This is a genomic window from Salipiger sp. IMCC34102 (assembly GCF_004145405.1).
Lineage (GTDB): Bacteria > Pseudomonadota > Alphaproteobacteria > Rhodobacterales > Rhodobacteraceae > Loktanella.
On sequence record NZ_SELQ01000006.1, the window covers coordinates 207,158 to 233,185 of the forward strand.

Below are 26,028 nucleotides of genomic sequence, written 5' to 3' on the forward strand. Positions count from 1 at the left end.
GGGCGGGGCCGGGCCGCCTCGCCCGATGCATCCAGTGAGCGGGGACATCGCGATGGCCGATGAAGGCGACGACGGCGCGCTGCGCCGGTTTACCGGCATGCGCGGGACGATCCTCGGCGTGATCTGCGCCATGGTGGCCCTGGGGCACCTCTACGTCGCCCTCGACCCCGTGGTGTCGGAGCTGACGCGCAACGCCTGGCATTTCGGCCTCTTCGGACTCCTGGCGTGCCTCTATTACCCCCTGCGTCCGGCCACCAGGGACTCCCGGGCAGGCCTGATCGCCGACGCCGTACTCGGCACGGCAATCCTCGTCTCGGCGATCTGGCTCGCCTCGGCCGAAACCGCGATCTACGCCCGCGGCGTGAAGCTGAGTGCGCTGGACTGGGCCGCGATCGCCGTGGCCGTGGCGGGCGCCATCGAGCTTACGCGTCGCCTGACCGGCTGGATCATTCCGGCGCTGATCGTGCTGGCGCTGAGCTACGTCGCCTGGTGGGGCCAGTTCGTCGGCGGCGTGTTCCGCTTTCCGGGGCTGAGCGTGGAGACGGTGGCCTTCCGCTCGATCTATGGCGACGACGCGATGTTCGGGTCGATTGCGCGGATCTCTTCGACCTATGTCTTCTTGTTCATCATCTTCGGGGCCTTCCTGCTGCGCTCGGGTGCCGGGGATTTCGTCATCGACCTCGCGCGCGCGGTGGCGGGCAAGATGGTCGGCGGCCCGGGCATCGTGGCCGTCATCGCCAGCGGGCTGACGGGCACGATCTCGGGCTCCGCGGTAGCCAATACGGCTTCCACCGGCGTCATCACGATCCCCTTGATGAAGAAGGCCGGCTTCAGTCCCAAGTTCGCGGGCGGGGTCGAAGCCGCCTCCTCCACCGGAGGGCAGTTGATGCCGCCCATCATGGGGGCGGGCGCCTTCGTCATGGCCGCCTTCACGCAGATCCCCTACGAGCGGATCATCGCCGCCGCCGCCCTGCCCGCGCTGCTGTACTTCCTCTCCGTCGCCTTCTTCGTCCGGATCGAGGCCAAACGCGCGGACCTGCCCCCGATGGAGAACACCGGCCAGACTCTCGGCAGCGCCTTCCGTCGCGGCGGAGCGAGCTTCGTGATCCCCATAGCGCTTCTGATCGGGATGCTGGTGGCGGGATACACACCAACCTACGCCGCCGTCTTCGGCATTCTCGCCGTGATCGCGTCGAGCTGGCTCACGGCCAATCCGATGGGGCCACGGGCGGTCTTCGAAGCGCTCGCAATGGGCACGCGCAACATGATCCTGACGGCGGTCCTGCTTTGCGCCGTGGGGCTGATCGTGAACGTGATCGCCACGGCCGGGATCGGCAACACCTTCAGCCTGATGATCGCCGATTGGGCGGGCGGCAATATCCTGGTCGCCATCGTGCTGATCGGCCTGGCGAGCCTGATCCTGGGCATGGGCCTGCCGGTCACGGCCGCCTACATCGTTCTGGCCACGCTCTCCGCCCCGGCGCTGGCGGGGATGATCGCGGACCGCTTCGTGATCGACGCGCTGGTGGCGGGCAACCTGCCGGAGACCGCCCGCGCCGTCCTCATGCTGGGGGCGCCCCAGGCGATGGAAGCAATCATGGCCCCCATGGCCCGTGGAGAGGCCACGGCCCTGATCAACGGGTTGCCTCTGGAGGTCGCCTCCCCCCTGCGCGATCTGGTCGTCAGCCCGGCGGCGGCGACGGCGGCGCTGCTCTCGGCGCACATGATCGTCTTCTGGCTGAGCCAGGACAGCAACGTGACACCCCCCGTGGCCCTCGCGGCCTTCACCGCCGCCGCCATCGCGCGGGCCCCTGCCATGGCGACGGGTGTCGCGAGCTGGAAACTGGCCAAGGGCCTTTACATCGTGCCGGTGCTCTTTGCCTATACGCCCTTGCTGAGCGGGGACTGGGGGGAAGTGCTGACGGTCTTCGGCTTTGCGACCGTTGGTGTCTACGCGCTGGCGGCGGGCCTGCAGGGCTGCATGGAAGCGCGGCTGAGGCTGCCCTTGCGGGCCGTCGCTCTGGCCGCGGGACTGGCGTGCCTCTGGCCCGGCCACCTGGTGATCAATGTCGTGGGCGTCGTCGCTACCCTTGCGCTGCTGGCGGTTAGCCGCCGAAGCGCAGCGCCGGTCCGCGCCTGACCCCTTCCCTTTTCTGCGGTGCAGCATACCTTCCAGTGGCGGATCCCCCGCCAAGGTCCTGCCTCATGCCGCGCGCCGTCACCCCCTTCGATCTGATCGAGCTGAATATGGAGGTCGGCTTGATGCTGACCGAGGCGCAGATGGTCATCGCCATGCGCATGATGGGCATGGGCGGCCTGTGGTCCGTCACCAAGTCCGAAAATGCGCGCATGGTCTCCGAAAAGGCCGAGGCACTGACCCGCTCCGCGCAGGCCGCTGGCTTGGCCGCGATGAGCGGTCAACGTCCCGATCAGATCATGCAGGCCGCCGTGAAGCCGCTTCGGGCCAAGACCCGCGCCAACGCGCATCGCCTGGGGCGACGCGGCTTCAAACTGCGCTGAGCCCTTCGCATGGCGGGACGCGGGGTTGCGGCATCGTCGGTGGTGCTGCACCGCGGCGGGCGTCATAGATAGGTCAGGGAGGATGACAGATTACGGTGCGATGCACCGGGAAAGGACTCTCATGACCGCCACGACCTTCATGACACCGACGTTGAAGACCCGCACGACCGACGCGCTGATGCGTGCGCTGCATGGACTTGCCGCCGCGATGGAAACCTACGCGGACAGCCACGACCGCAGCGCCCAGATCGAGGCGTTGCAGGATAAGTCGGACGCCGAGCTTGCCCGCATGGGCCTGTCCCGCGACCGGATCGTGCACCACGTGTTCCGCGACATTCTTTACATCTGACGCTTGCCGCCTGCCGGGATCGAGGTAAGTCCTGAACGACTTCCCCGACCCAGGACAGGACCCGCCGTGGATTGCCACATTCGCGTTCAGCTGACTTACGATGTCCCGCAGCGCACGACCGTGCTCTTGCAGATCCGCGCCATGACCGACCCCCACCAGGTCGTCACCGAAGAGCTTTTCGATGTGCCCGATCACGTCACCTGGCGTGACATCGCGGGCGAAGAAGGCATCGGCAGCCGCATCTGGATGGACGTCGAGGATCGGCTGGACCTGACCTACGAGGCGCGTGTCGCGGTCGAACGGACCGGCGCCGACATCGCCTCCCTGCCGCGCACCCCGAACTTTCAGCTCAACGCCGAGGACGTCAAGTACCTGATGGCCTCGCGCTATTGCCGCGCCTCGGGCTTCGAGGACTTCCTCGACGACTTCGCGCATCTCGACGGGGGCGCCAAGGTCAAGGCGATGTCCGACTGGATCACCGCGAACCTGACCTACGACAACGGCGCCAGCAATTCGGAGACGACGGCGCAGGACACGTTCGACAGCCGTCGCGGGGTCTGCCGCGACTACGCCCATCTGCTGATCGCCCTGTGCCGCTGCAGCGCCATTCCCGCGCGGATCGTCTCGGTCTATTCGCCCGAGGTGACGCCACCCGACTTTCACGCCGTGGCCGAGGTCTACCTCGATGGCGGCTGGCACCTCGTCGATCCGTCGGGCATGTCCACCCCCGACCGGATGGTCGTCTGCGGCGTCGGGCGCGATGCGGCTGACGTTTCGTTCCTGACCGGGTTCGGCGCGCTCAAATTTGTCGCACAATCGGTCTCGGTCACGCCGGCGGCTAAAAAGGATTGAGTGCCTCAAAAGACGCGCTAAGGTCACTGAAATGAATAATTCTTCAAAGTTCTACGACGAGATGGTCGACCCGGCCTCCGGCGTGCGCCCGCCTTATGCCGCCTACCGCGAATGGTTCGACCGTCAGGATCCCGCGCGGCTGGAATCGAAATCGGCGGAAGCCGAGGCGTTCTTTCGCCGCACCGGCATCACCTTCAACGTCTACGGTGAAAGCGCCGCGCAGGAGCGGCTCATTCCCTTCGACCTCGTTCCGCGCGTGCTCTCCGCACGCCAGTGGCAAAAGCTGTCCAAGGGAATCGACCAGCGGGTGCGGGCGATCAACGCCTTCCTGCACGACATCTATCACCGGCAGGAAATCCTGCGCGCAGGCCGCATTCCGCAGGGGCTGATCGCCAACAACGACGCCTTTCTGCCGCAGATGATGGGCTTCTCGCCCCCGGGTGACGTCTACACCCATATCGTCGGCACCGATATCGTCCGCACCGGAGAGGATGACTTCTTCGTGCTCGAGGACAATGCCCGCACGCCCTCGGGCGTCAGCTACATGCTCGAGAACCGCGAGACGATGCTGCAGATGTTCCCCGAGATCTTCAGCCGCATCAAGGTGCAGCCGGTCAGCGACTACCCCAAGTCCCTGCGCCGCAGCCTTGCGGCCTGCGCACCTTCGGGATGCCGGGGCAAGCCCACCGTGGCCGTGCTGACACCGGGGATCTACAACTCGGCCTATTTCGAGCACAGCTTCCTCGCCGACCAGATGGGTGCGGAACTGGTCGAGGGTCATGACCTGAAGGTCATGGACGGGCATATCGCCATGCGCACGACCGAAGGCTACCGTCGGATCGACGTGCTCTATCGCCGGGTCGACGACGAGTACCTCGACCCCCTGACGTTCAACCCGTCCTCCATGCTGGGCGTGCCGGGGATCATGGACGTCTACCGCGCGGGCAACATCACCATCGCCAACGCGCCGGGCACCGGGGTGGCCGACGACAAGGCGATCTACAGCTACATGCCCGACATCGTGGAATTTTACACTGGCGAAGCCGCGATCCTCAAGAACGTCGAGACCTGGCGCTGCTCCGAGCCCGAGAGCCTGTCCTACGTGCTCGACAACCTTTCCGAACTGGTCGTGAAGGAGGTCCACGGATCGGGCGGCTACGGCATGCTCGTGGGCCCAGCTGCCAGCAAGCAGGAACTGGCGGATTTCGCCGACAAGCTGCGCGCGCGCCCCAACAACTACATCGCGCAGCCCACCCTGTCGCTGTCCACCGTGCCGATCTTCGTGGATCAGGGGCTGGCCCCGCGGCACGTCGATCTGCGCCCCTTCGCGCTGGTCAGCCCGCGCGGCGTGGACATCACGCCGGGGGGGCTGACGCGGGTCGCGCTGAAGGAAGGCAGCCTCGTGGTGAATTCCAGCCAGGGCGGCGGCACCAAGGACACCTGGGTGCTGGAGGACTGATATGCTTGGAAAGACCGCTGGCGGACTCTACTGGATGTTCCGCAATCTCGAACGCGCCGAAAACACCGCCCGCCTGATCGAGGCCGGGTTCCGGATCGCGCTGACCCGCAGCCAGGGCAAGTCGAACGAATGGAAATCCGTCGCGACCACCGCGGGGGCCGCGCAGAACTTCAGCCGCAAGTACGACGGTTTCGAAGCCGCCGACGTGATCGACTTCCTGCTGCGCGACAGCGACAACCCCTCCTCGGTGCTCTCGGTCGTGAAATCGGCGCGCGACAACGCCCGCACCGTGCGCACGGCGTTGACCACCGAAGTCTGGACAGCCGTCAACGACAACTGGATGTCCCTCAAGGACCTTCTGGCGGAACCGATCGTCGACACCGAACTGCCCGCGATGATCGACACGATCCGTCAGCAGTCGGCGCTGGTGCGCGGTGCGCTGCACGGCACGATGCTGCGCAACGACATCTACGACTTCGCCCGGCTCGGCACCTTCATCGAACGCGCCGACAACACCGCGCGGATCATCGACGTGAAATACTACACGCTGCTGCCGTCCTCCAGTTTCGTGGGCTCGTCCCTCGACAACGTGCAGTGGGAGACGATCCTGCGCTCGGTCAGCGCGCACCGCGCCTTCCGCTGGCTGGACGAGGACGACATGACCGCAAGCTCGGTCGCGAAGTTCCTGATCCTCGATTCCCGCCTGCCGCGCAGCCTGCTGTTCTCGCTCCAGCAGACCTGCGAGAACCTGGGCTACCTGGAACGCGAATACGGCGTGCGGCACAAGAGCCATGACCACGCCGACCAGATGCTCCAAAACCTGCGCGGGCGCGAGATCTCCTCGATCTTCGAGGAGGGCCTGCACCAGTTCATTACCGGGTTCATCCGGGACAACAACGCGCTGGGTCGCCTGATCGAACAGGACTACCAGTTCACCGGATAGGACCGCGCCATGGATCTGACGATCAAGCACACGACCGAATACACCTACGACCAGCCTGTCTCCTACGCGCTGCAACGGCTGCACCTGCGTCCGATCGACAACCGGATGCAGCGGGTCAAGACCTGGGAGGTCAGCGTCGAAGGCGGCACGGTGGAACTGACCTACGACGATCATCACGGCAACCGGACGGACCTCGTGCTGGTGGATCGCGGCACGACGGTGCTGTCGGTGACCGCGCGCGGAGAGGTCGAGACGGCCGACACCGCCGGCGTCCTGGGCCCGGTCTACGGGGTGGCCCCGCTCTGGCATTTTCGCCACCAGACGCCGATGACCGAACCGGACGAGCGGATCAGGATGCTGGCCCGCGACATCGAGGGCGACCATTCCGTCGCCGCCCTGCATGCACTCAGCGCCGAGATCCTGAGTGCGGTCCCCTACAAGGCCGGCATCACCTATTCCGACACCACCGCGGCCCAGGCGCTCGAAGGTGCGGCCGGGGTCTGCCAGGACCATGCGCATATCATGCTGTCGGCCGCCCGGCTGAACGGCCTGCCGGCGCGCTACGTGTCGGGCTATCTCAAGCTCAACGAAAGCGAGGACCAGACCGCCAGCCACGCCTGGGCGGAAGTACATCTGCCGGACCTCGGCTGGGTGGGCTTCGATGTCAGCAACCGGATCAGCCCCGACGACCGCTACGTCCGGCTGGCCGTGGGTCTGGACGCACGCGACTGTGCGCCGGTGCGGGGGATCAGGCGCGGTGCCGGTGTCGAATCGCTCGTTGTATCGGTACAGGTCCAGCAGTAAGCCTGACACCCAAGAGCTACCTTACGGAACCCAATTCCCATGACCTATTGCGTCGGCCTGCGCCTGAACCAAGGCCTCGTGTTCATGTCCGACACCCGCACCAACGCGGGCGTGGACAATTTCTCGACCACCCGAAAGCAGTTCAGCTGGGAAGTCGAAGGCGAGCGGGTCATCACGATCATGACCGCGGGCAACCTTGCCACCACGCAGTCGCTGATCTCGCTGCTGGAGGAACGCTCCAAGCACGCGGTGGACCGCAACCCCTCGATCCTGTCGGAGCCCACGATGTTCCAGGTCGCGCGGCTGGTGGGCGCGACCCTGCGCGAGGTGATCGCCTATTCCAACGATACCGGCGTCGATCGCTTCCGCGCCAGCGTCATCGTCGGCGGCCAGATCCGCGGCGGCGAACCCACGATCTTCATGGTCTACCCCGAAGGCAACTTCATCGAGGTGACCGACGAGACGCCCTTCTTCCAGATCGGCGAGACGAAATACGGCAAGCCGATCCTCGTGCGCGGTTACGACCCCGAAATGACCTTCACCGATACCGTCAAGCTGCTGCTCGTCAGCTTCGATTCCACGGTGAAATCGAACCTCTCGGTGGGATTGCCTTTCGATATCCTCTGCTACCGCAAGGACAGCTTCGACATCGAGGTCCGCAAGCGGGTCGAACTCAACGATCCGGTCTATCGCAAGATCGCCGAAGGCTGGTCGAAGGCGCTGCGCGAGTCCTTCCTGTCCCTGCCCGACTACGATCTCTAGGGCAGGTCCGGGAGCTTGGCCGCCATAGTGGATAAGCGGGCGGCGAAGGGTGGTGCGACACGGCGCCAAGTCGGACGTCGGGACGTTCCCCTGTCTGGAGTCGCCGCCATACAGGCCAATCCCGGCGGTTTCGCCAATGGCACGAGGAAGCCGCCGCCGGGCCCTCCCTTACGACGGCGATTGTCACCGAATAACGGGCATGGTCTAAAAGCACGGCAACCTGTGGGATATTGAGCAAGCGTATCAGCTGTCCTATCCATCTAACCAAGTCGCATGATTTCACGCACTCGAACGACAACCGCTGGCGGAGCCTGCATGACCGAATCATTCCCTCTCGCCAGCCGGGAAGACAGCGCCCCCGTCATCGTCGGCATCGGCGCGTCCGCCGGTGGGCTGGAGGCCCTTCGCGGGTTCCTCGATGCGCTGCCCGACGATCAGAACCTTGCCATCGTGATCGTCCAGCACCTCGATCCCGATCATGACAGCCTGCTGAAGGAACTGCTGGAAAAGCGCACCCGCATTCCCATTCGCATGGCCGAAGACGGGCTATCGATCGAAGCCGGTCAGATCTACCTGATCGCACCCGGCCAGTCGCTGACGGTGGCCAACGACCAGCTGCGGTCCCGCGACTTCGAGGTTCCGCGCGGACGCCGGCGCCCGATCGACGAATTCTTCGTCTCGCTCGCACGCAATTCGCGCGAACGCGCCGTCGGCATCGTCCTGTCGGGCACCGGCAGCGACGGCACCCACGGCACGCAAGTGATCAAGGAACACGGCGGGCTGGTCTTCGCCCAGGCCCTGTCGGAAGCGAAATACGACGGAATGCCGCGCAGCGTCGTGGAATCCGGGTGCGCCGACTTCGTCCTTCCGACCGGCGACATGTTCTCCGTGCTGAACGATTACTTCGACTGCATGGGCGGCATTCCCTCCGAGGAACTGTCGGACCGGACCTTCATCGACCGGGCGATGCGGCACGTGCAGTATCGCACCGGCCACGACTTCAGCGGCTACAAGCCCGGCACCCTGCTGCGTCGCATCGCGGTGCGCATGGCAGTCTTGGGCGTCACGAAACCTGCCGAGTATCTCAAGGTGCTCATCAGCGATCACGACGAGGCGGATCGCCTGTTCCGCGACATGTTGATCAGCGTCACCCGCTTCTTTCGTGACCGGGCCGTCTTCGACGAGTTGCGCGACAGGATCCTGCCGGAACTGCTGGACGGCAAGACCGGCAACGACGAACTGCGGATCTGGGTACCCGGATGTTCGTCGGGTCAGGAAGCCTACAGCATCGCCATGCTCGTCAGCGAAGCGATGGAGCGCAGCAACGCCAAGCCCAACGTGATGATCTTCGCCACGGACATCTCGGAAGCGGCGCTGGGCGTGGCGCGGCGCGGGCGCTACCTCAACACCATCGTCGAGGACGTGCCGGCGGAGTTCCTGCACAAGTACTTCGACTGGCAAAGCGACAGCTACGCGGTGAACGAGCGTCTGCGGTCCATGGTCCAGTTCTCGGTCCAGAGCCTGACCCGGGATCCGCCGTTCAGTCAGCTGGACATGATCTCCTGCCGCAACGTAATGATCTACTTCGACAAGGCCTTCCAGGAACGCGCCATGAAGGTGTTCCACTACGCGCTGCGCGAAAGCGGGATCCTGGTGCTGGGCACCTCCGAGATGACGGTCAACGCGGACGGCCTGTTCGACGACGTCTCGCGGCAGAACCGCATCTACCGCCGCTGCCCGGGCGAGGCGCGCCGGTTGGAACTTCCGACAGCCGCGGCCACCGCCGCCGACAGCGACCCCGTCGTAGTACAGGCCTCCGTGCCGGACGCGCGCCACATGGCCTCTCACCCGTTCACCGACGAGTTGCTCGACGTGATCTCGCCCGCCTACCTCGTGGTCAGCGAGACCGGCGAACTGGTCTACGCATCCGACGCGGCCACGAAGTACCTGGTGGTGGCGGCGGGGCGTCCGCAGCTCGACGTGGACAAGCTGATCCGCAAGGAACTGGAGAAGCCCCTGCGGCGCATCCTGAACCGCGAGACCGAAGGCTCGGAAAACACCACGCTGGAATTCGACGCCAAGCTGTGGGGAGAGACCAGCCACGTCAAGCTGACGCGGCGGCGGCTCTACGATGGGCAGAACATCGTGCTGATCGACGAGGCGCCCCTCTCCGAGGCGGTGCCGAACGCAGGCGCGGAAGGTCGTATCGACGCCAACACGGCCGCCTACATCCAGGAGTTGGAAGCCGATCTGGACGACGCCCGCGAGAAGGTCCGCGCAGCAGTCGAGGAACTCGAGACATCGAACGAGGAGCTCAAGAGCTCCAACGAAGAGATGATGTCGATGAACGAGGAACTCCAATCCGCGAACGAGGAGCTGACGACCACCAACGACGAGCTGAACCTCAAGATCACCGAAGTCCGCGAGGCCAACAGCGATCTGGCCAATTTCATCCGCGCCACGAAGGTCAGCACGATCTTCCTGGATGCGAACCTCAAGTTGCGCAGCTTCACGCCCGAGGCGCAGAAGCTCTTCCGGTTCCAGGTGTCGGACCTCGGGCGGCCGATCGACGACATCGGGTCCGATCTCGACATGCGCAAGCTGGTCGAAGACTGCCGCGCCACCATCGACCAAGACGAATTGATGGAGACCGACTACGACACGCCCGATGACAGCTACTTCAGCGCACGCCTGGTGCCCTATGGGCGGGACGACGATACCAGCGGCGGCGTGGTGGTCTCCTTCTTCGACGTGACCGAATTGCGGAACCTCGCCCGGGACGCGGAATCGGCGCGCACGATCGCGGCCCGCCACCAGCAGGAAGTCGAGGAACTCTACGATTCAAGCCCGCAGGCCATGGCGGTGCTGGACGAAGACCTCAGGTACGTGCGGGCGAACAAGAAACTTGCGGACCTCGCGGGGACGACGGTCGATCAGGTAATCGGGCGCAAGCTCGGCGATCTGTCCAGCGGGATCACGGCCCAGATGCGCGAGCTTGCGCAAAGCGTCATCGCGACCGGAGACCGCATCGAAGGCCAGCAATTGCGCGGGCGCAACACCGCGGAAGGCAATCCCGAACGAGTCTGGGAGACCGACTGGTTCGCCATTCGTCACGACGGAAAGTTCATCGGTGTCGGCCTGAACGTGCGCGACATCACCGAACAGGTGATCCTTCAGTTCGAGCTGCGGCGCGTCATGCAGGAATTGCAGCACCGCGTGAAGAACATGCTGGCCAACGTGCTGGCCCTTGTCTCGCGCGCCGGACGCGACGTGACCGTGGACCGGCCGATCTTCGACGTGCTTGGCCAGCGGATCCAGGCGCTCGCGCAGACGCACAAGTTGCTCACCCAGTCGAACTGGGCCTCGGCCAAACTTCACGAGGTGCTCAAGCCCGAACTGACGCATGTCTACGGCGATGAGCGGGTGAAACTGAAAGGTCCGAACATCGTCGTGAATGCCCGTGCCGCCCTTTCGCTCAGCATGGCAATCCACGAGTTGGCCACGAATGCCGCGAAGTACGGCGCGTTCTCCATCGACGAGGGCACCGTGTCCTTGTCCTGGGTGCGCCAGGACGACGGCGATTCGGACAACTTCATCTTCACCTGGCGCGAGGAAGGCGGTCCTCCGGCCACGCGCGGCGAACAATCGGGTTTTGGCAGCCAACTGATCAAGTCGACCATCGAGGGCAGCCTTGGCGGTCAGGTGGAATTTTCCTGGGAACAGATCGGGCTGTCGTGCGTTTTCACTGTTCCGGCAGGGGCACTGATAGAGATACCAAATGAATCAATCTTCGACACCGTCGCGTCCTAGGGTCCTGTATGTCGAAGACGAAATAATCGTGGCCCTCGATGTCGAGGACGGTTTGACGTCGGAACTGGGATTGCAGGTGCACACGGTGCACAACCTTTCGGCTGCGACGGCAGCCGCCCAGCGTCACGAGTTCGACTATGCCTTGCTGGACCTCAACCTGGGCAACGGAGAGCGGAGCACCGACCTAGGCCTGGCGCTGGCGGATCGCGGCGTCCACGTGGTCTTCGCATCCGGCTACAACCGCAACGAGATCCGCGAGATCGACGATTTCCTATTGATCGAGAAGCCGTTCCGGATCAGCGACGTCGCGCAGGCTTTCGACCTGCCGGTGACACGCAACTGACGTCTCGACACGGCGGCCCGCCGGGCCACCGGTCGTCGTTTTCGACCAAGCTCTAGAGGGTCACCCAGGCCGCGTTTCGTTTCGATGACCGCACGCAGGCGTCGACGAAGGCCACGCCTTCCAGCCCATCCTGCACCGTCGGATAGAGGGCGGGTGACTTGCCCTTACCCTCGATCGCATCGGCGGCGTCGGAATAGATCGTGGCAAAGGCTTCCAGGTAACCTTCGGGGTGCCCCCCGGGAATACGCGTGCCTTGGTCCGCGCCGGAGGCCCCCGCCCGCGTCAGGATCCGCGCAGGTTCGCCGTAGGGCGTGAACCGCATCTCGTTGGGATTCTCCTGCCCCCACTCGATTCCGCCCTTGTCGCCGTAGACCCGTAGGGTCAGCCGGTTTTCCGATCCTGTCGCAACCTGGCTGCACCAGAGCATGCCCCGCGCGCCCCCCTCGAAGCGGAGCATGACGTGAGCGTTGTCGTCGAGCTCGCGCCCCGGCACGAAACTGTGAAGATCGGCGGCAAGCGCTTCCAACGGCAACCCCGTCACGAAGCGCGCGAGGTTGTAGGCATGGGTGCCGATGTCACCGGTCGAGCCTCCCGCCCCCGACTGCGCGGGATCGGTGCGCCAGGCCGCCTGCTTGTTGTCCGGGTCGGGGGTCTCTGCCAGCCAGTCCTGTGCGTATTCGACCTGCACGACGCGGATCGTGCCCAGATCGCCATTCGCGATCATCTGCCGCGCGTGCCGCATGAGCGGATAGCCCGTGTAGTTGTGCGTCAGCACGAAGAGGGCGTCGGATTTCTCGGCCGCCTTCACCAGCGATTTCGCCTCGGCCAGCGTGGCGGTCAGGGGCTTGTCGCAGATCACGTGGATCCCGCGCTTGAGAAACTCCTTCGCCACCGGCGCGTGCATGTGATTGGGCGTCACGATGGAGACCGCCTCGATCCCGTCCTTCAGCCGCGCCTCGCGCTTGGCCATTGCCTTGAAGTCGTCATAGGTCCGTGCAGGATCCAGCCCCAGCGCACGCCCCGACGCCTGCGCCCGTTCGGGGCTGGAGGACAGCGCCCCCGCGACCAGCTCGAACCTGTTGTCGATCCGCGCCGCGATCCGGTGCACGCCCCCGATGAACGCGTCCTGGCCGCCCCCCACCATGCCCAGTCTGATACGTCTCATCGCAACTCCATCTTCTTCTGGCTTCAAATATCCCGGGGTCTGGGGCAGAGCCCCAGAGAACGCACCCCCTTAGCCGAGCCCCAGCATCTTCGCGTTCATCGCCTCGTCCGCCCCGCTGCCTGCGAAGTCGTCGAAGGCATGCGGCGTGACTCGGATGATGTGGTCCTTGACGAAGGCCGCGCCTTCGCGCGCGCCGTCCTCGGGATGCTTGAGCGCGCATTCCCATTCCACCACGGCCCAGCCGTCGAAATCGTTGGCCGCCATCTTGGAAAAGACCGCCCCGAAATCGACCTGTCCGTCACCCAGCGACCGGAAGCGCCCGGCCCGGTCGACCCACGACTGGTAGCCGCCGTAGACGCCCTGCCGGCCCGTCGGATTGAACTCCGCATCCTTGACGTGGAACATGCCGATCCGTTCGCGGTAGATGTCGATGTTGTCGAGGTAATCCAGGCATTGCAGCACGTAGTGCGACGGATCGTAGAGCATCTTGGCCCGGGCGTGCTGGCCCACCCGGTCGAGGAACATCTCGAAGGTGACGCCGTCGTGCAGATCCTCGCCGGGGTGGATCTCGTAGCACAGGTCGATGCCCCGCTCCTCGGCGTGGTCAAGAAGCGGGCGCCAGCGGCGGGCAAGCTCGTCGAAGGCCTGTTCGACAAGCCCCGCGGGGCGTTGGGGCCAGGGGTAGACATACGGCCAGGCCAAGGCGCCGGAAAACGTCGCTTGCGCCGTCAGGCCCAGGTTGGCCGACGCATCGAGCGCCAGCCGCACCTGGTCCACCGCCCATTCCTGCCGGGCCTTGGGATCATTGTGCACGCTTGGATCCGCGAAGCCGTCGAAGGCCAGGTCATAGGCAGGATGCACGGCGACGAGCTGGCCCTGCAGGTGCGTCGACAGTTCCGTCACCTCGACCCCGTTCTCTCGGGCGCGGCCAGCCCAGTCGTCGCAGTAATCCTTGGATGTAGCCGCCTGTTGCAGGTCGATCAGCCGCGCGTCCCAGCTTGGCACCTGAACGCCCTTGTAGCCGCAGTCGGCGGCCCAGCGCGTGATGCCGTCCCAGCTGTCGAAGGGCGCCTTGTCGCCCGCGAATTGCGCCAGAAACAGCGCCGGTCCCTTGATGGTCTTCATGATATCCTCCCTCGCATCAGCCTAGGCCGTTCGTCCTCCCCTCTCAACCTTCGGGTGCATTGTCGGACTGCGACGAGCCCGCCCACAGGTTGATCGCCTTGTCGTCCGCCCGCGCGTCGATCTCTGCCAGTTCGGTTTGGGTGAAGTCGAGGTTTTCCACGGCCTTCACGCAATCCTCGATCTGGGAGGGTTTGCTGGCGCCGATCAACGCCGTGGTGATCCCCTGCCCCCGCAGGACCCAGGCGATGGCCATCTGCGCCAGCGTCTGCCCCCGGGCCTCGGCCAATTCGTTGAGCGCGCGCACCGAATTCAGGGCATCCTCGGTCAGAAGCCCGCGGTCGAGCGACTTGTCCTGTGCCGCGCGGCTGTCCTCGGGGATGCCGCCGAGGTACTTCTTGGTCAGCATGCCCTGGGCCAAGGGCGTGAAGGCGATGGACCCCACGCCCAGTTCGGCCAGCGTGTCCTTCAGCCCGTCGGTTTCCACCCAGCGATTGAAGATGTTGTAGCTGGGCTGGTGGATCAGCAGCGGCACGCCGAGATCCTTCAGGATCGCCGCCGCCTCGCGGGTCTTTTCAGTGTTGTAGCTGCTGATACCCGCGTAGAGCGCCCGGCCGGATTTCACGATATCCGCCAGCGCGCCCATGGTTTCCTCCAGCGGCGTGTCGGGATCGAAGCGATGCGAATAGAAGATATCGACGTAATCGAGGCCCATCCGGTCCAGCGACTGGTCGCAGGAGGCCATCAGGTACTTGCGGCTGCCCCAGTTGCCGTAGGGCCCGGGCCACATGTCGTAGCCTGCCTTGGAGCTGATGATAAGCTCGTCGCGGAAGCCCGCAAAATCGGTGCGCAGGATCTCGCCGAACGCCTCTTCGGCGCTGCCGTAGGGAGGTCCGTAATTGTTGGCCAGATCGAAGTGGGTGATCCCGTGATCGAAGGCCGTGCGGCACATGGCGCGCTTGGTCTCGTGCGGGGTATCGCCGCCGAAATTGTGCCACAGGCCAAGGCTGACCGCCGGCAACATAAGGCCCGAGCGGCCGCAGCGGCGATAGGGCATCCGGTCGTAGCGATCATCGGCAGGGCGATAGGTCATGGTCTTGGCTCTCTCTTCGGGGCACGTCCTTGACGCGCAGATCTCGACATCCCGGCATCGGTGGTTTCCGCGGGGTCAGCCAGAGCCTTTCACACCCGGATCGAACTGGAAAGGGCAAGGCGGAACGCCTTTCGCGCTGTCGCGGCGCGCTTGGCTTAAACCTTACTTCACGCCCGCTTGCTACCACCCCGCCGTCACGAGGGCCGGAGGGTAGATGCAAGAGAACCCGAACCAGACTGCGGACATGACCGCAGTGCGCAATCTGCTCGATCGAAACGCGCTGGTCGCCTTGTTCGAGCGGGATTCCTCTGGGATCATCGCGGCGGATGCGATCACCCGACGGATCCTTGCGGCGAACCCCAGTGCGCAGGACATGCTGGGCCGCAACATGCGTGAGTTGCAACAGGAGCGGCTGGAAGATCTGCTGCCGCAGGTTCCGCAATGCCGGGTCATCCGGCTTTTCGACCGGTTGATGCAACGCAAGGTGCATCGCAACGTCGTCCGGATGCAGCTGAACCTCGGCGACGAACGCATCATCTTCCTGACGCTTCAGATCGTTCCCGGCGAATACCCGACGATCCTGGCGCAGTTCTCCGACGAGACCCTGCAGCACACCGCCCGCATCCGTGCGGACGAGGCGCAAAAGCAGCTCAACACCGCGATCGAGGCGCTCTCGGACGGCTTCGTGCTGTACGACAAGGACGACCGCCTCGTGATCTGCAACCAGACCTACCGCGAGTTCTATCCCCTCTCCGCGCATGCGATGCGGCCCGGGGTCACCTTCTCCGACATCCTGCGGGCAGGTCTGGAGGCCGGCGAATACCGCGAGGGGATCGGTCGGGAGGAGGCATGGCTGCGCGACCGGCTCGAGGCCCATACCCGCAGCAGCAATTCCATCGAACAACCCCTGAGCGACGGCCGCTGGCTGCGCATCGTGGAGCGGATCACCTCGGACGGGGGACGCGTCGGTCTGCGCATCGACGTGAGTGAGCTCAAGCAGCAGCAGGAGCGCCTGCACCGCATGGCACTGACGGACGAGCTGACCGGCCTGCGCAATCGTCGCGGTCTGCGCGAAGAACTGCTCGACCGCGCCGCGGCGCTGCCGCAGGGACAGACGCTGGCGGTGTTCCATATCGATCTGCATCGCTTCAAGATGATCAACAGCGCCTACGGCTACGAGGCGGGCGACAGGCTGCTGCGCCACTGCGCCGACATCCTGCGCGCCGAAGAAGCCGCGGGCGGGCTTGCCGCAAGGATAGGTGGCAACGAATTCCTGCTTGCCGTCCAGATCTGCGAGGACGAGGGTCCGCAGTCGATCATGACGAAGCTCAGCGCCGCTTTCGGCACCAATTTCGACGTGGACGGTCAGCATGTATCCTGCGTCATCTCCTGCGGGATCGCCGTGCTCGACCGGTCAGGGGCGCCGCACCGGACGATCCTTCAGGATGCCGAGATCGCGCTGAACGACGCCAAGGAAACCCGCGAGGCGGTCTGCCATTTCCACCCCCGACTTCGCCAGGAAGTCGAAACCGCGAACGACCTGACCCGGGAATTGAAGACCGCGATCGAGACCGGCGCGCTGGAAGCGCACTTCCAGCCACAGTTCGACGCCCGCGAGGAGCGCGTCATCGGGTTCGAGACCCTGATGCGTTGGAACCATCCCAGCCGTGGCTGCCTGGCCGCAGGCGCATTCCTGTCCGTCGCACAGAGGTCGGGGCTGACGACGGAACTGGATGACATTGCGATGGACCAAGCCTGTGCCGCCTGGCGCCGCCTTGCCGACCTCGGACACGGTGACCTGCCGATCAGCATCAACCTGTCAGTCGATCAGTTGGGCGATCCTCGACTGCTCGATCGGTTGAACGCCGCGCGCGCGCGCCACGGCACTCCGGCGGACCGGTTGCGGATGGAGCTTCTCGAATCAATCTTGTTGGATGACCGGACCAAGCGGTATATCCGGAACATCAATGACCTCGTGGACGCCGGCTTCGAGGTGGAGCTCGACGATTTCGGCACGGGGCACGCCGCCATCGCGTCGCTGCGGCAATTCAAGGTGTCGCGCATCAAGATCGACCGGAGTTTCGTGCGCCATATCGACGGCGACAAGGAGTTGCAGGATCTGACCGGCGCCATCGTGGGGCTCGCCGACAAGCTTGGGATCGAAACGCTGGCGGAAGGGGTCGAAACGCAGAAGGAGCAATCGTTCCTGTTGAGCCTTGGCTGCAACCACGCCCAAGGCTGGCTTTACAGCAAGGCGATCCCGGCCAGCGAACTTGCAAGCTACCTGTCCAAGGCCGGCCCCGAACGGGCCGCGGCGTCATGACCGGATCAGCGTCTGCCCGAATTCAAGCCGCGGGGTCATCTGGATCAGCTCTGGCGTGCCGGCGTTGCCGTCTACGCGCGCCTTGATGATCTCGGCGGCACGGGTGCCTGTCTCGCGGCGGCAGGCATCCATCGTTGCCAGCTTGCGGGGAAGGCCGTCCAGAAGCTCGACCCCGTTGAATCCCGCCAGACCGATCTGGCCCGGCACGTCGACGCCCTTTTCGAGCAGGTACATCAGACCGCCGGCGCCGATCATGTCGTTGGAGTAATACAGAAAATCCAGATCCGGGTGCCGCTCCAGCATGGCCTGCGTCATTTCCCGGCCCTTCGTCATCGCCGAGCCGCCGGCGTAGAAATCCTGATCGACGATCTCGACCCCGGCCTTGGCGAGCGTCCCGGTAAAGGCCTCGAACCGCTTGCGGGCGCGGTGGTCGAGCGGCATCTGCGTGCCCATGAACCCGATCCGGCGGTATCCCGCCTCGAGGATCGCCTTGGCCATTTCACGGCCCGCCCGGCGATGGGAAATGCCGACGCAGGCGTCAATAGGTTCGCCGTCGGTATCCATGATCTCGACCACGGGGATGCCCGCCTGCGCCATCATCGCGCGCGCGGTGTCCGAATGTTCGAGCCCGGCGATGATCAGGCCGGCGGGGCGCCACGACAGCATCTCGAAGAGCACGCGCTCTTCCTTCTCGGGGCGGTAGCCCGTGACCCCGATGACAGGCTGCAACTCCGTCTCGTCGAGCGCGTCGGAGATACCCGACAGCACTTCGGGAAAGACCATGTTCTTGAGCGAAGGGATGATCACCGCCACGAGGTTCACGTGACTGGAGGCCAGCGCCCCCGCGATCCGGTTCGGCACGTAACCCAGCCGCTTGGCCGCTTCCTGGACGCGCGCGCGGGTCGCGGCGCTGACGTCTCCCTTGTTCCGCAGGACCCGGCTGACCGTCATTTCGCTGACTCCCGACGCCTCGGACACGTCGCGCAAGGTCATCGGACGGCGGGGAGGAATGCTCACGGAATGAATCCTTTCTACGGATGAGCCCATCTTAGCGGGGCCTCGGTCCCCAAGACAAGCAACCGCCGGACCGTTGACCAAAATCGCAATCCGGGGCAAGGAAGAGCTGTGGTCCCGTGGCTCAACTGGATAGAGCAGCCCCCTCCTAAGGGGCAGGTTGCAGGTTCGAATCCTGCCGGGATCACCAAGATCAACGCTGTCGCTGTTGTTCGACATCCAAAGGCCGTCTTTTCGACAAAAGACGGGTTTTGAACGATCCACGCATCCTGCTGTCGATCTGGCTGCCCTTGCCTGGACACTGCGGTCAAATGCGACGTGCGCGATCAGCCCTGGCCAAGACCTACCGCCTTTTGCAGCACCGGCTCTGCCTCTTGGCGTAGGTAAAGGGGGCCTAAGTCCGCTCCACCAGGCGAGAACGGGCTGATGCCGGCGGCGCGTAGCCGGGCGGTGCAGGTCTGGCGATGGAGACCGAATTCACTCTGCATGGTCGTAGGGGTAAGGAAGCGGCGGTGGAATTTGGCCTCATCGTCCCCAGAGACATAAAGGACGGCCCGCCGCGTCACAGGATGCCGAGACCAGAATGCTGGCGCGTGGCCGGCCTCATGCAGTGCCGGATACCAGCCACTGCGCCTCATGCCGATGCTGTTGGCAAAGACCGAGGCTGGTTGCCCGGCCGCCGTCGTTTCGTCGCGACGGCGGACATGGGGGCGCGCTCCAGCCAGGCTGTCGACCTCGGCCTTCAGAACCATGAACGATCGATAGCCCGATTGCCCGGGATCGCGCGCAACCCTCATGCGCCTCTCCCTGATGGCATTCAGCATTGCGCCGACCGGCAAGCCGGTGCGCTGTTTCGCGAACTGGAGCGCCTCCCAGCCAGAGCCATCGGCCGGATCGGGTTGCGTCAGGGCGTGCAGTTCCGCGACCAGCGCCAGTCCATCGGCGAGCCGCCAGGGCGCTTTGACTCGAGGATGCTCGGTCAGTGGTCGAATGATTTTCTCTTCCCGTAGGGTGCGAAGTTGTGCCTCGGTGGCGCCCATGGCTGCCAGCATGTCTCCCCGTCCCACCAGCGTTGGGATCTCGGCCAGAAGCCACGCATGTTCGGCGGCATCGAAGATGCGCTGCGCAGATGGGCGAGGGTCCGCGGCGGGCAATGCCCCGGCATCGGTCAGGATCTGCTCGACCAGTTTTGTCGAGACGCCGATCTCATTCGCCGCCGTTCTGGGGTTATGCAGGCGCCGCGCCGGTAGCACCTCGCCCAGGACGCGCTCACCGGCGGCAACCGGCCAGGTTTCGAGAATGCAATCCCGCAGCATCGTGCGGAACGGATCGAAGGCTGCATCTGTCAGATAGTCGTCGAGCGCGACATACAGCTTTCCGAACGTCTGCCGCGGCGCGATCTGCGTGCCGCCGCTGCTTCGGGCGAGGTCCCGCAGGGCCTGGCGGAAGGCCGCCTCTCCTTGGGAGAGCACAGCGAAACCGGCTGCTTGAGCCTCTGCCTCCCGCCTGTCTCCAGTGCTTGCTTCGGGGGAGCGATGTTGCAGCAGGGCCATCCCGAAGAGCGCGCAGATCGTTGTCACTGCATATACACCGTGCCCGGCCAGCCAGGTCGGATCCTCGCCGGTCTCAAGTCGCCTATCCAGCCAGAGATCGTAATCTGTCGGTGCAGAGCAGGGTCGATCGAACGCCCCGGCCATGATCTTGGGGGCAAGGTCGCGCAGCCGGGCCGCGCTGTCGAACCTCTCTGCAGGCTTGGCGACCTCCCAAAGCGGCACGAGAGGGTGGTGGTGGCGGCAGCAGAGATTGACCGACCGCAACAGCCAGTCGCCCCGCATCGCCATCAACTGCTCCGGATGGCCGGGCGTCGCCTGGGCATCCTCTTGCAGGCACAACGGGCAACCCCGCATGACCGGGTTGCGCAGGGCGCGCGACACAAAGGCTTCACCTCTGAAAGCCATTCTGATGTCGCCGGCAGGCACGCCGGTCCAGGAATCAAGTTCATCGCGTATCGCAGGTTCCAGCCCCGCCGCTTCGGCCAGACAATCAAGGGCAGCGGTTTCCAGGTCAAGAAAGCGGCGAATCTGATAGCCGAGATCGATGGAAAAGTCGCTCATCTCCGCTGCATTCATCGCGGCGAAACGCGAAAGGAAGGACAGGACCGTTTCGCGCGGAGCCGGGAGTGGACGGATAGGTAGGGGGAAAGGCATCGAAGTCTCTATCGGTCTTGTCCTGCGGATGATGGGACAACGATCGATCTCGGTCCAGACCGGATCAACACAAGGGGGCAGGTCCGAGGCAAAAGGGTCTCGCGCGATAGCGAAACTGGTCTCGGATTTCAGGCTATCAACCAAGTGCGCGGCAGGTCAGGGCATAATGAGTGCAGCCCTTCGAGACTAGATCTGCTCAGGGCGGGGAACTGGACCTTCTCTGCGCGTGCGATGCACCCTCGCAATGACATGGAAGCAAACATTCTGCCGGGATCAAGCTGCCAGAACCCGCGTGACCGACATGGCAGGGCGGGAAGCGGACATTCTCCGCGGGTGCAAACGCACGCCACGCAGATCCCGAGAGCGGACCTTGCTATGACCTTTTCCAGCCAAAGCCCGGCAGTTCACCGGCGCGACGCGAAAAGAAGTGTTCGCTCCGCGAAATCAGTCAGTTCGGCATCATTGATCGCAGCCGTCTGCCAAGCGGGGTTGGTGTCGTGGTGGAAAAGGTTGGCATACCCGAGGAGGGCTCTCAGTTCCGCAATGTCGCCCGCCGACAATATCTCATTGTTCCCGTTCATCCGCTGGTCACACAATCCGAGGAAGGGGCCGAGAAGCGTTCCCGGCGGAAAATACTCGGGATACGCAACACGCATAAAGGCTTCCAGGATCGGCCGAAGCGCCGCCGCAATCTGACGTTCTTTGTCCGGATCGGCTGCCTGCAAATAGCTTCTGACGAGTTCATGGCGCTTGTCATGTTCTGAGATACTGTCGCTCCGAACATCCCAGACGGTGATCTCCGAACCAACGGCGGCGCGGTTGATGCGCAGCGCTGTTGAAACGTTCCGGTCAGACTGTTCCCACAGGTTGCATAGAAATGACTTTGAATGAGAAAGGACGATCACTTGCCGCACTTTCGCGGCCAGCCCCATGATTTCTTCGCGCGTCCGCAGGGTGCGATGGTCGTCCAAGCTGGTCATGGGGTCATCGATTGCGACGATCTTGTTCGCAAGGTCGGGGTCCTGGTCCAGAGAGGCAAAGAAGAAAGCCAGAGCGAGCGTGTTTCTGTCACCCGCGCTCAACGTATTTCGGAACGACGGCCCCTGGTCTGCCGTCACGTTGACGTTTTGCTGATTGATGACGACACAGAAAGACGCGGATGAGCCGGAGCGGTAGTTGTGAGACTGGACTTCACCCAAACGAAATGACGCGGCGAAGCGCCGAAGGTATTCATTGATCGCCGTCTCATAGGCAGGGAAAATATGTTCCCGATACTCGTCGAGGGCAGCGCGGGCCTGGGTTCGGAGAGCTTCCGTTGCCGCCTTGGCAGTCTTTTCTGTTGAGTAGGCATCGCAGTGCGGCACCACGGCGGGATCGTAGCGGGCCTTCTGCGCCTGCAACTTCGCAAGATCATCGGTCAGAGCGGCGAGGTCATCGGCTTGTGCCTGTTCCTTCACGACATCAAGCCGCCCGTTGACAGCGACGAGGCGCCCGGACAAAGCGACTACTTCGGCAATGCGCGCGCGATAGTCCATGACCGCCTGACGCACCTCAGGCGATAGTGCCATGCGATCCAGCGGCGCTCCGGCCTTGGCGCGAAGATGTTCGAGCACCCCCTCGCGTGCAGCATTCCACTGACGGGCGATGGCGGCAGTATCGACCTCAATTTCAGGCAGGTCGGCGAAATCCTTCCAGAATTCGTGGGACTGAACAGCGGTACGAATTTCCCGCTCGAAGGAAGACGGAATGTCCCCGGCATGGGTATCGCGTATCGCAACGCCTATCTGTCTGATTGCGAGCTTGAGGTCTTCGTAGGCGCGGCTGAAATAGGCTCGATAGTGGTCGATTACCGCGGAGCCGCCGAGCTCCTGAGCACAGAAAGGGCAAATGTCGTCGTCATGTCCCTCGGAGACAAGTTCGATGCGCGCCATGCCGTCCGAGACCCAGGCCTCGCCGCCGCGTCCGAGCTTCTCAATGTGCGCGCGAACCCGACCGGCAGCTGCGGCTTCGAGGTCCGGTAAGCTGCGATCCAGCACGGCGTCAATTGCTTCAAGGTCGAAGTCCGGCAGACCGAATTCCTGAAATCCGGGTCGCTGGCGTATGGCGTCGGCGGAGCGTGCAGCCGCCAGCCGACGCTCTGCGTCCTGTATCTTCGCCTCGATGGCCGGGTCTTGCTCAAGACTACAGAAGGTATCGACCTTGTAGGGGCCTCGCGCATTCGCTGGGATCGCGTCGGCCAGCTCGCGGAGCCTCGTATTGTGATCTTCGATGCGTGTGACATGGCCTTGAAGCGTATCGTTAAGCGCGACACCCTGTGCCCCAAGAATAAGCTCGTGCAGGTTCTGGCGATGTGCTGTCATTAGCTCGATGCCAGAACAGACGTTCGCTGAGACAAAAGTGTCGTCGAAAATGGCGACCTGCGGTAGCGGTTGTGTCCAGGTATTGTTCTGAAAAACGCATTGACCACCCGCATGATTGATAACGATATGGGGCGGATGCTGCGCACCAAGCCTGTGCCGGTCGGTCACCAACCCGGGATTGTTCGTTGCCAGAGAGCGCAGAATAGCTGCGATGGTCGTTTTACCGCGACCGTTTTCACCATAGACTAAGGAAAACGGACTCAGCGCTGTCTGCGGCGGGGGGCTAACATTGTCAAATTGGCCAATGTTTCTTAGAAGCTGAATTCGTTCAATCATTGTGCTTTCCGCAGCGTTGCTGAGGGCCTCGAACAGGCACTGATCCCAAGGTAGTTAATACTGGTACAGCTGTCCTGTCCTTTTTTCGTCAGCCCGTCACCAAAGGCCGATTCAAAGGGCTGCACCGCGGCATCGAGAAATTAACTCAGATGTCGGCTCTGGGCCGGGAGCGGCGGCGCACTTGGGGAGCCACGGAGGTGCCTCATGCTGCGCCGCCGCAGGTCTGCTTCGAGCCCATTTTGACCGATTTGGTGGGATGGCTGAATCGCTACCAAGCAGGCACCATTGCCGACGTAAACCTCAACTCCCGCTTGGCGCCGGCGATTAAACGGTCTCAAAACCCGGGATCAGCGCTCTCGACGCAGCCCGTAGCTGGCCTCGGCGTCATTCGTCGCGCCCAGGCGCTAACCGGTCTCTCCCGCCTTCAGCCTCTCCACGGCACTGCGCATGGTGGAGACGAAGAGCTCGAGGTCATCGCCGTTCAGGTGCCCGAGGGCCATCGCGTTCACCTCGCGAGCGGCGGCCTGAGCCGGGCCGCGCAGATCGCGAGCCCGGTTCGTAAGGTGAATGGTCTTGGCGCGTGCATCCGTCGCATGTGCCCGACGCTCGATCAGCCCGTCCCGCTCCATCCTTGCAAGGGTGTTGGCCATGGTCGCCTGTTCGACATCGAGACGCTCGAACAGGTCGCGCTGCGTCAGTCCGTCCTCCTCCCATAGCGCCAGCAACGTCATAAACTGCGCCGGCGCGAGGCCCAGCGGACGAATGCGCTCATGCAGGCGCTGCGCGAAGAGCCGCGCCATGTGGTTGGCAAGGTAGCCCGCCGAACGGGCGCGATCGAACGTGTCTGTGACCATGGCCGAAGAATAGTTCTTGCATAGCGTGCTGTCTACATCTATCCATTTGCATAGCGTGCTATTCAAAAGGAGGCCGGCATGTCTCGAACCACACTCGTCGCGCTGCACGGAGTTGCCAGCGCCGCGGCCCTTCTCACCATCGCAACCTTCTGGGTTTCGGCGCTGACCGCAGAACTCGTCCTGTCCAGTGCCGGTGTCGTCGCCGTCCGCACGGCGATCCTTTATGCCCTGCCGGTTCTCGTGATCGCCATGATCGTGACCGGGGCCAGCGGCGCACGTCTCGCGGGGCGCTCGAAGGCTCCCGTTGTCCGCGCCAAGCGTCGCCGCATGGCGCTCGTGGCAGGCAACGGAATGCTCGTCCTCGTTCCTTCCGTCATATTCCTCTGGTGGAGGGCCCAAGCCGGCCTTCTCGACGCGACCTTTGGCCTCGTGCAGATAATCGAACTGGCCGCGGGTGCGGTCAACATAGTCCTGCTCGCGCTCAACATGAAGGCTGGACTGGCGATGCGCGCACGGCGGGTCCGGGGCGGACGGGCCGTCGCATGAGGGCTGCCTTCGCCTATCTCGCGGTCCTCGGATCGGCCGCGTTCACCGGCACGACGCTCTGCATCGGTGTGGCCTTCGGCGGCTACTGGACGAGCCTGCCGCCGGAAGACTTTCTGGCATGGTTCGCCGTGAACAGCGGGTTCATCGCGCGGACCATACCGATCGTCGCAGGTCCCGCGCTGCTGGGACTTCTCGGATCGCTCTGGCTCGCGCGACGCGACAAGTGCGCCCGCGGCTCATGGGTGATCGCTTCCGCCGCGATGCTGGGAGTTTTGATCATAACGATGGTCTATCACTTGCCTACAAATGCGGCTCTCGCCAATCAAGCGGTTCTGCCGGCAGATGTGGCGGCAACATTGCGGACCTGGCTGACGCTCCACGCCCTTCGGATCGCACTCGGTCTCACGGCCGGAGGCTTCGCCTTATGCGCAGCCCGGCACGAGAGAGGCGTTTCAGCGTAAATTGTGTTTGCTTCCTGATCTACTGTTCTGAAAGCAGAGCTTCGAACAATTTTAAGGAGGTCCGCTTCGTCCGCTCTGCCGACCTTGGGCACCTGGGCTATGCTGCGCGGTGCCATCAAGGTCCGCTATGGGGAAGCCACGCTGCGGCAAAGCCGAAGCTGGCCAATGGCCGCAGAGGGCCGTTAGCGGCTGCAGGACCGGCGCGCCAAGGCGAGGGACCTGCCGCGCCGCCGCAGGTCTGCTTCGAGCCCCTCCAAGACGTTTCGAGAAAGTGCCGCTTTCGCCCAGGCTACGCAATTGCGCCATCGACCGCCGACCCTGACCGGAAGGCCCCGGCGATCAGCGCGACGGCGGCGAACCCTATGACGGCAGAGGCAACGCCCGGCCCAGCCAATAGAAATCCGAAGAGAGGAGCGCCGACGGTCTGGCCCACGGCGATGGTCAGGAAGCCGACCATCAGGCCTGTTGCGGGCCGATCCGGTAGGGCGTGAGTGCCCCAGATGAGGTAGACCCCCGTGAGCATCACGTAGGCCACGCCGAAAACGGCTCCTCCGACGAGTGTAGGGATCGGGCCGAGGCCGAAGCCGACCGACAGGATACTGGCTGCCATCAGGCCGAGGAAGGACCAGTGGACGCGATCGAGACCGAACCGGCCGACGAGCGTGCCGGCCCAGGCTCCGGCCAGTCCCCCGGTGCCGATGCAGG

Annotated in this window: 20 protein-coding genes, 1 tRNA gene and 1 pseudogene; 14 read left to right on the forward strand and 8 right to left on the reverse strand. The window is 64.2% G+C overall.

Annotated features, from left to right (window positions below; genetic code table 11):
- Nucleotides 1-52 precede the first annotated feature (52 nt).
- The 10 genes from EU805_RS13695 (at nt 53) to EU805_RS13740 (ending at nt 11,842) form a co-directional block, all read left to right on the forward strand.
- The gene (locus EU805_RS13695; protein ID WP_129764546.1) at nt 53-2,140 is read left to right on the forward strand and encodes a TRAP transporter fused permease subunit; all 2,088 of its coding nucleotides are present in this window, start codon (nt 53-55) and stop codon (nt 2,138-2,140) included.
- Nucleotides 2,141-2,205: 65 nt separating this feature from the next.
- Nucleotides 2,206-2,520: an antifreeze protein gene (locus EU805_RS13700; RefSeq protein ID WP_129764547.1), complete on the forward strand. Its 315-nt coding sequence runs from the start codon at nt 2,206-2,208 to the stop codon at nt 2,518-2,520.
- A gap of 121 nt (nt 2,521-2,641) precedes the next feature.
- A complete protein-coding gene (locus EU805_RS17735) occupies nt 2,642-2,869 on the forward strand; it encodes a hypothetical protein (protein WP_242494166.1) in 228 nt (75 codons plus the stop codon).
- 66 nt (nt 2,870-2,935) lie between these two features.
- Nucleotides 2,936-3,721, forward strand: a complete 786-nt coding sequence (locus tag EU805_RS13710) for a transglutaminase family protein (RefSeq protein WP_207208110.1) — start codon at nt 2,936-2,938, stop codon at nt 3,719-3,721.
- Between the two features lie 31 nt (nt 3,722-3,752).
- Entirely contained in the window at nt 3,753-5,180 is a 1,428-nt protein-coding gene (locus EU805_RS13715; RefSeq protein WP_129764548.1) for a circularly permuted type 2 ATP-grasp protein, read from the forward strand.
- Between the two features lies 1 nt (nt 5,181).
- On the forward strand, nt 5,182-6,123 hold the full coding sequence (locus EU805_RS13720; protein WP_129764549.1) for an alpha-E domain-containing protein: 942 nt from the start codon (nt 5,182-5,184) through the stop codon (nt 6,121-6,123).
- 9 nt (nt 6,124-6,132) lie between these two features.
- Nucleotides 6,133-6,927, forward strand: coding sequence for a transglutaminase family protein (locus EU805_RS13725; protein WP_129764550.1), 795 nt, complete (start codon nt 6,133-6,135; stop codon nt 6,925-6,927).
- A 39-nt stretch (nt 6,928-6,966) separates the two neighbouring features.
- The gene (locus EU805_RS13730) at nt 6,967-7,689 is read left to right on the forward strand and encodes a peptidase (protein ID WP_129764551.1); all 723 of its coding nucleotides are present in this window, start codon (nt 6,967-6,969) and stop codon (nt 7,687-7,689) included.
- A 315-nt stretch (nt 7,690-8,004) separates the two neighbouring features.
- Nucleotides 8,005-11,499, forward strand: coding sequence for a chemotaxis protein CheB (locus EU805_RS13735; protein WP_165351951.1), 3,495 nt, complete (start codon nt 8,005-8,007; stop codon nt 11,497-11,499).
- Between the two features lie 28 nt (nt 11,500-11,527).
- Entirely contained in the window at nt 11,528-11,842 is a 315-nt protein-coding gene (locus EU805_RS13740) for a hypothetical protein (RefSeq protein WP_165351952.1), read from the forward strand.
- Nucleotides 11,843-11,894: 52 nt separating this feature from the next.
- On the opposite strand, the gene EU805_RS13745 is transcribed toward EU805_RS13740, so the two are convergent.
- From EU805_RS13745 to mgrA, 3 genes are all read right to left on the reverse strand, one after another.
- Entirely contained in the window at nt 11,895-13,007 is a 1,113-nt protein-coding gene (locus EU805_RS13745) for a Gfo/Idh/MocA family protein (RefSeq protein WP_129764554.1), read from the reverse strand.
- A gap of 69 nt (nt 13,008-13,076) precedes the next feature.
- Complete coding sequence (locus EU805_RS13750; protein ID WP_129764555.1) at nt 13,077-14,132, reverse strand: sugar phosphate isomerase/epimerase; 1,056 nt, start codon at nt 14,130-14,132, stop codon at nt 13,077-13,079.
- A gap of 43 nt (nt 14,133-14,175) precedes the next feature.
- Complete coding sequence (mgrA, locus tag EU805_RS13755; protein ID WP_129764556.1) at nt 14,176-15,222, reverse strand: L-glyceraldehyde 3-phosphate reductase; 1,047 nt, start codon at nt 15,220-15,222, stop codon at nt 14,176-14,178.
- Between the two features lie 214 nt (nt 15,223-15,436).
- On the opposite strand from mgrA, the gene EU805_RS13760 reads away from it, so the two are divergent.
- The gene (locus EU805_RS13760; protein WP_129764557.1) at nt 15,437-17,545 is read left to right on the forward strand and encodes a bifunctional diguanylate cyclase/phosphodiesterase; all 2,109 of its coding nucleotides are present in this window, start codon (nt 15,437-15,439) and stop codon (nt 17,543-17,545) included.
- Here EU805_RS13760 and EU805_RS13765 read toward each other — a convergent pair.
- On the reverse strand, nt 17,540-18,562 hold the full coding sequence (locus EU805_RS13765; protein ID WP_165351953.1) for a LacI family DNA-binding transcriptional regulator: 1,023 nt from the start codon (nt 18,560-18,562) through the stop codon (nt 17,540-17,542). The genes EU805_RS13760 and EU805_RS13765 overlap by 6 nt on opposite strands.
- A gap of 110 nt (nt 18,563-18,672) precedes the next feature.
- Between EU805_RS13765 and EU805_RS13770 the strand changes: the two genes are divergently transcribed.
- Nucleotides 18,673-18,749, forward strand: a tRNA-Arg gene (locus EU805_RS13770).
- Between the two features lie 136 nt (nt 18,750-18,885).
- Here EU805_RS13770 and EU805_RS13775 read toward each other — a convergent pair.
- The 3 genes from EU805_RS13775 to EU805_RS13785 all read right to left on the reverse strand — a co-directional run bounded on the left by EU805_RS13775 (nt 18,886) and on the right by EU805_RS13785 (nt 24,316).
- On the reverse strand, nt 18,886-20,766 hold the full coding sequence (locus EU805_RS13775; RefSeq protein ID WP_242494170.1) for a TniQ family protein: 1,881 nt from the start codon (nt 20,764-20,766) through the stop codon (nt 18,886-18,888).
- A gap of 404 nt (nt 20,767-21,170) precedes the next feature.
- Complete coding sequence (locus EU805_RS13780; protein WP_129764560.1) at nt 21,171-23,462, reverse strand: AAA family ATPase; 2,292 nt, start codon at nt 23,460-23,462, stop codon at nt 21,171-21,173.
- Nucleotides 23,463-23,866: 404 nt separating this feature from the next.
- Complete coding sequence (locus tag EU805_RS13785; protein WP_129764561.1) at nt 23,867-24,316, reverse strand: MarR family winged helix-turn-helix transcriptional regulator; 450 nt, start codon at nt 24,314-24,316, stop codon at nt 23,867-23,869.
- Between the two features lie 78 nt (nt 24,317-24,394).
- Here EU805_RS13785 and EU805_RS13790 point away from each other — a divergent pair, with 78 nt between their 5' ends.
- Both EU805_RS13790 and EU805_RS13795 read left to right on the forward strand, forming a co-directional pair.
- Nucleotides 24,395-24,862 carry a hypothetical protein gene (locus EU805_RS13790; protein WP_129764562.1) on the forward strand — a complete coding sequence of 156 codons (468 nt, stop codon included), beginning with the start codon at nt 24,395-24,397 and terminating at the stop codon, nt 24,860-24,862.
- Nucleotides 24,859-25,323: an anthrone oxygenase family protein gene (locus EU805_RS13795; protein WP_129764563.1), complete on the forward strand. Its 465-nt coding sequence runs from the start codon at nt 24,859-24,861 to the stop codon at nt 25,321-25,323. The genes EU805_RS13790 and EU805_RS13795 overlap by 4 nt, the downstream gene beginning before the upstream one ends.
- A 289-nt stretch (nt 25,324-25,612) precedes the next feature.
- On the opposite strand, the pseudogene EU805_RS13800 reads toward EU805_RS13795, so the two are convergent.
- A pseudogene (locus EU805_RS13800) lies at nt 25,613-26,028 on the reverse strand (MFS transporter); the annotation flags it as partial.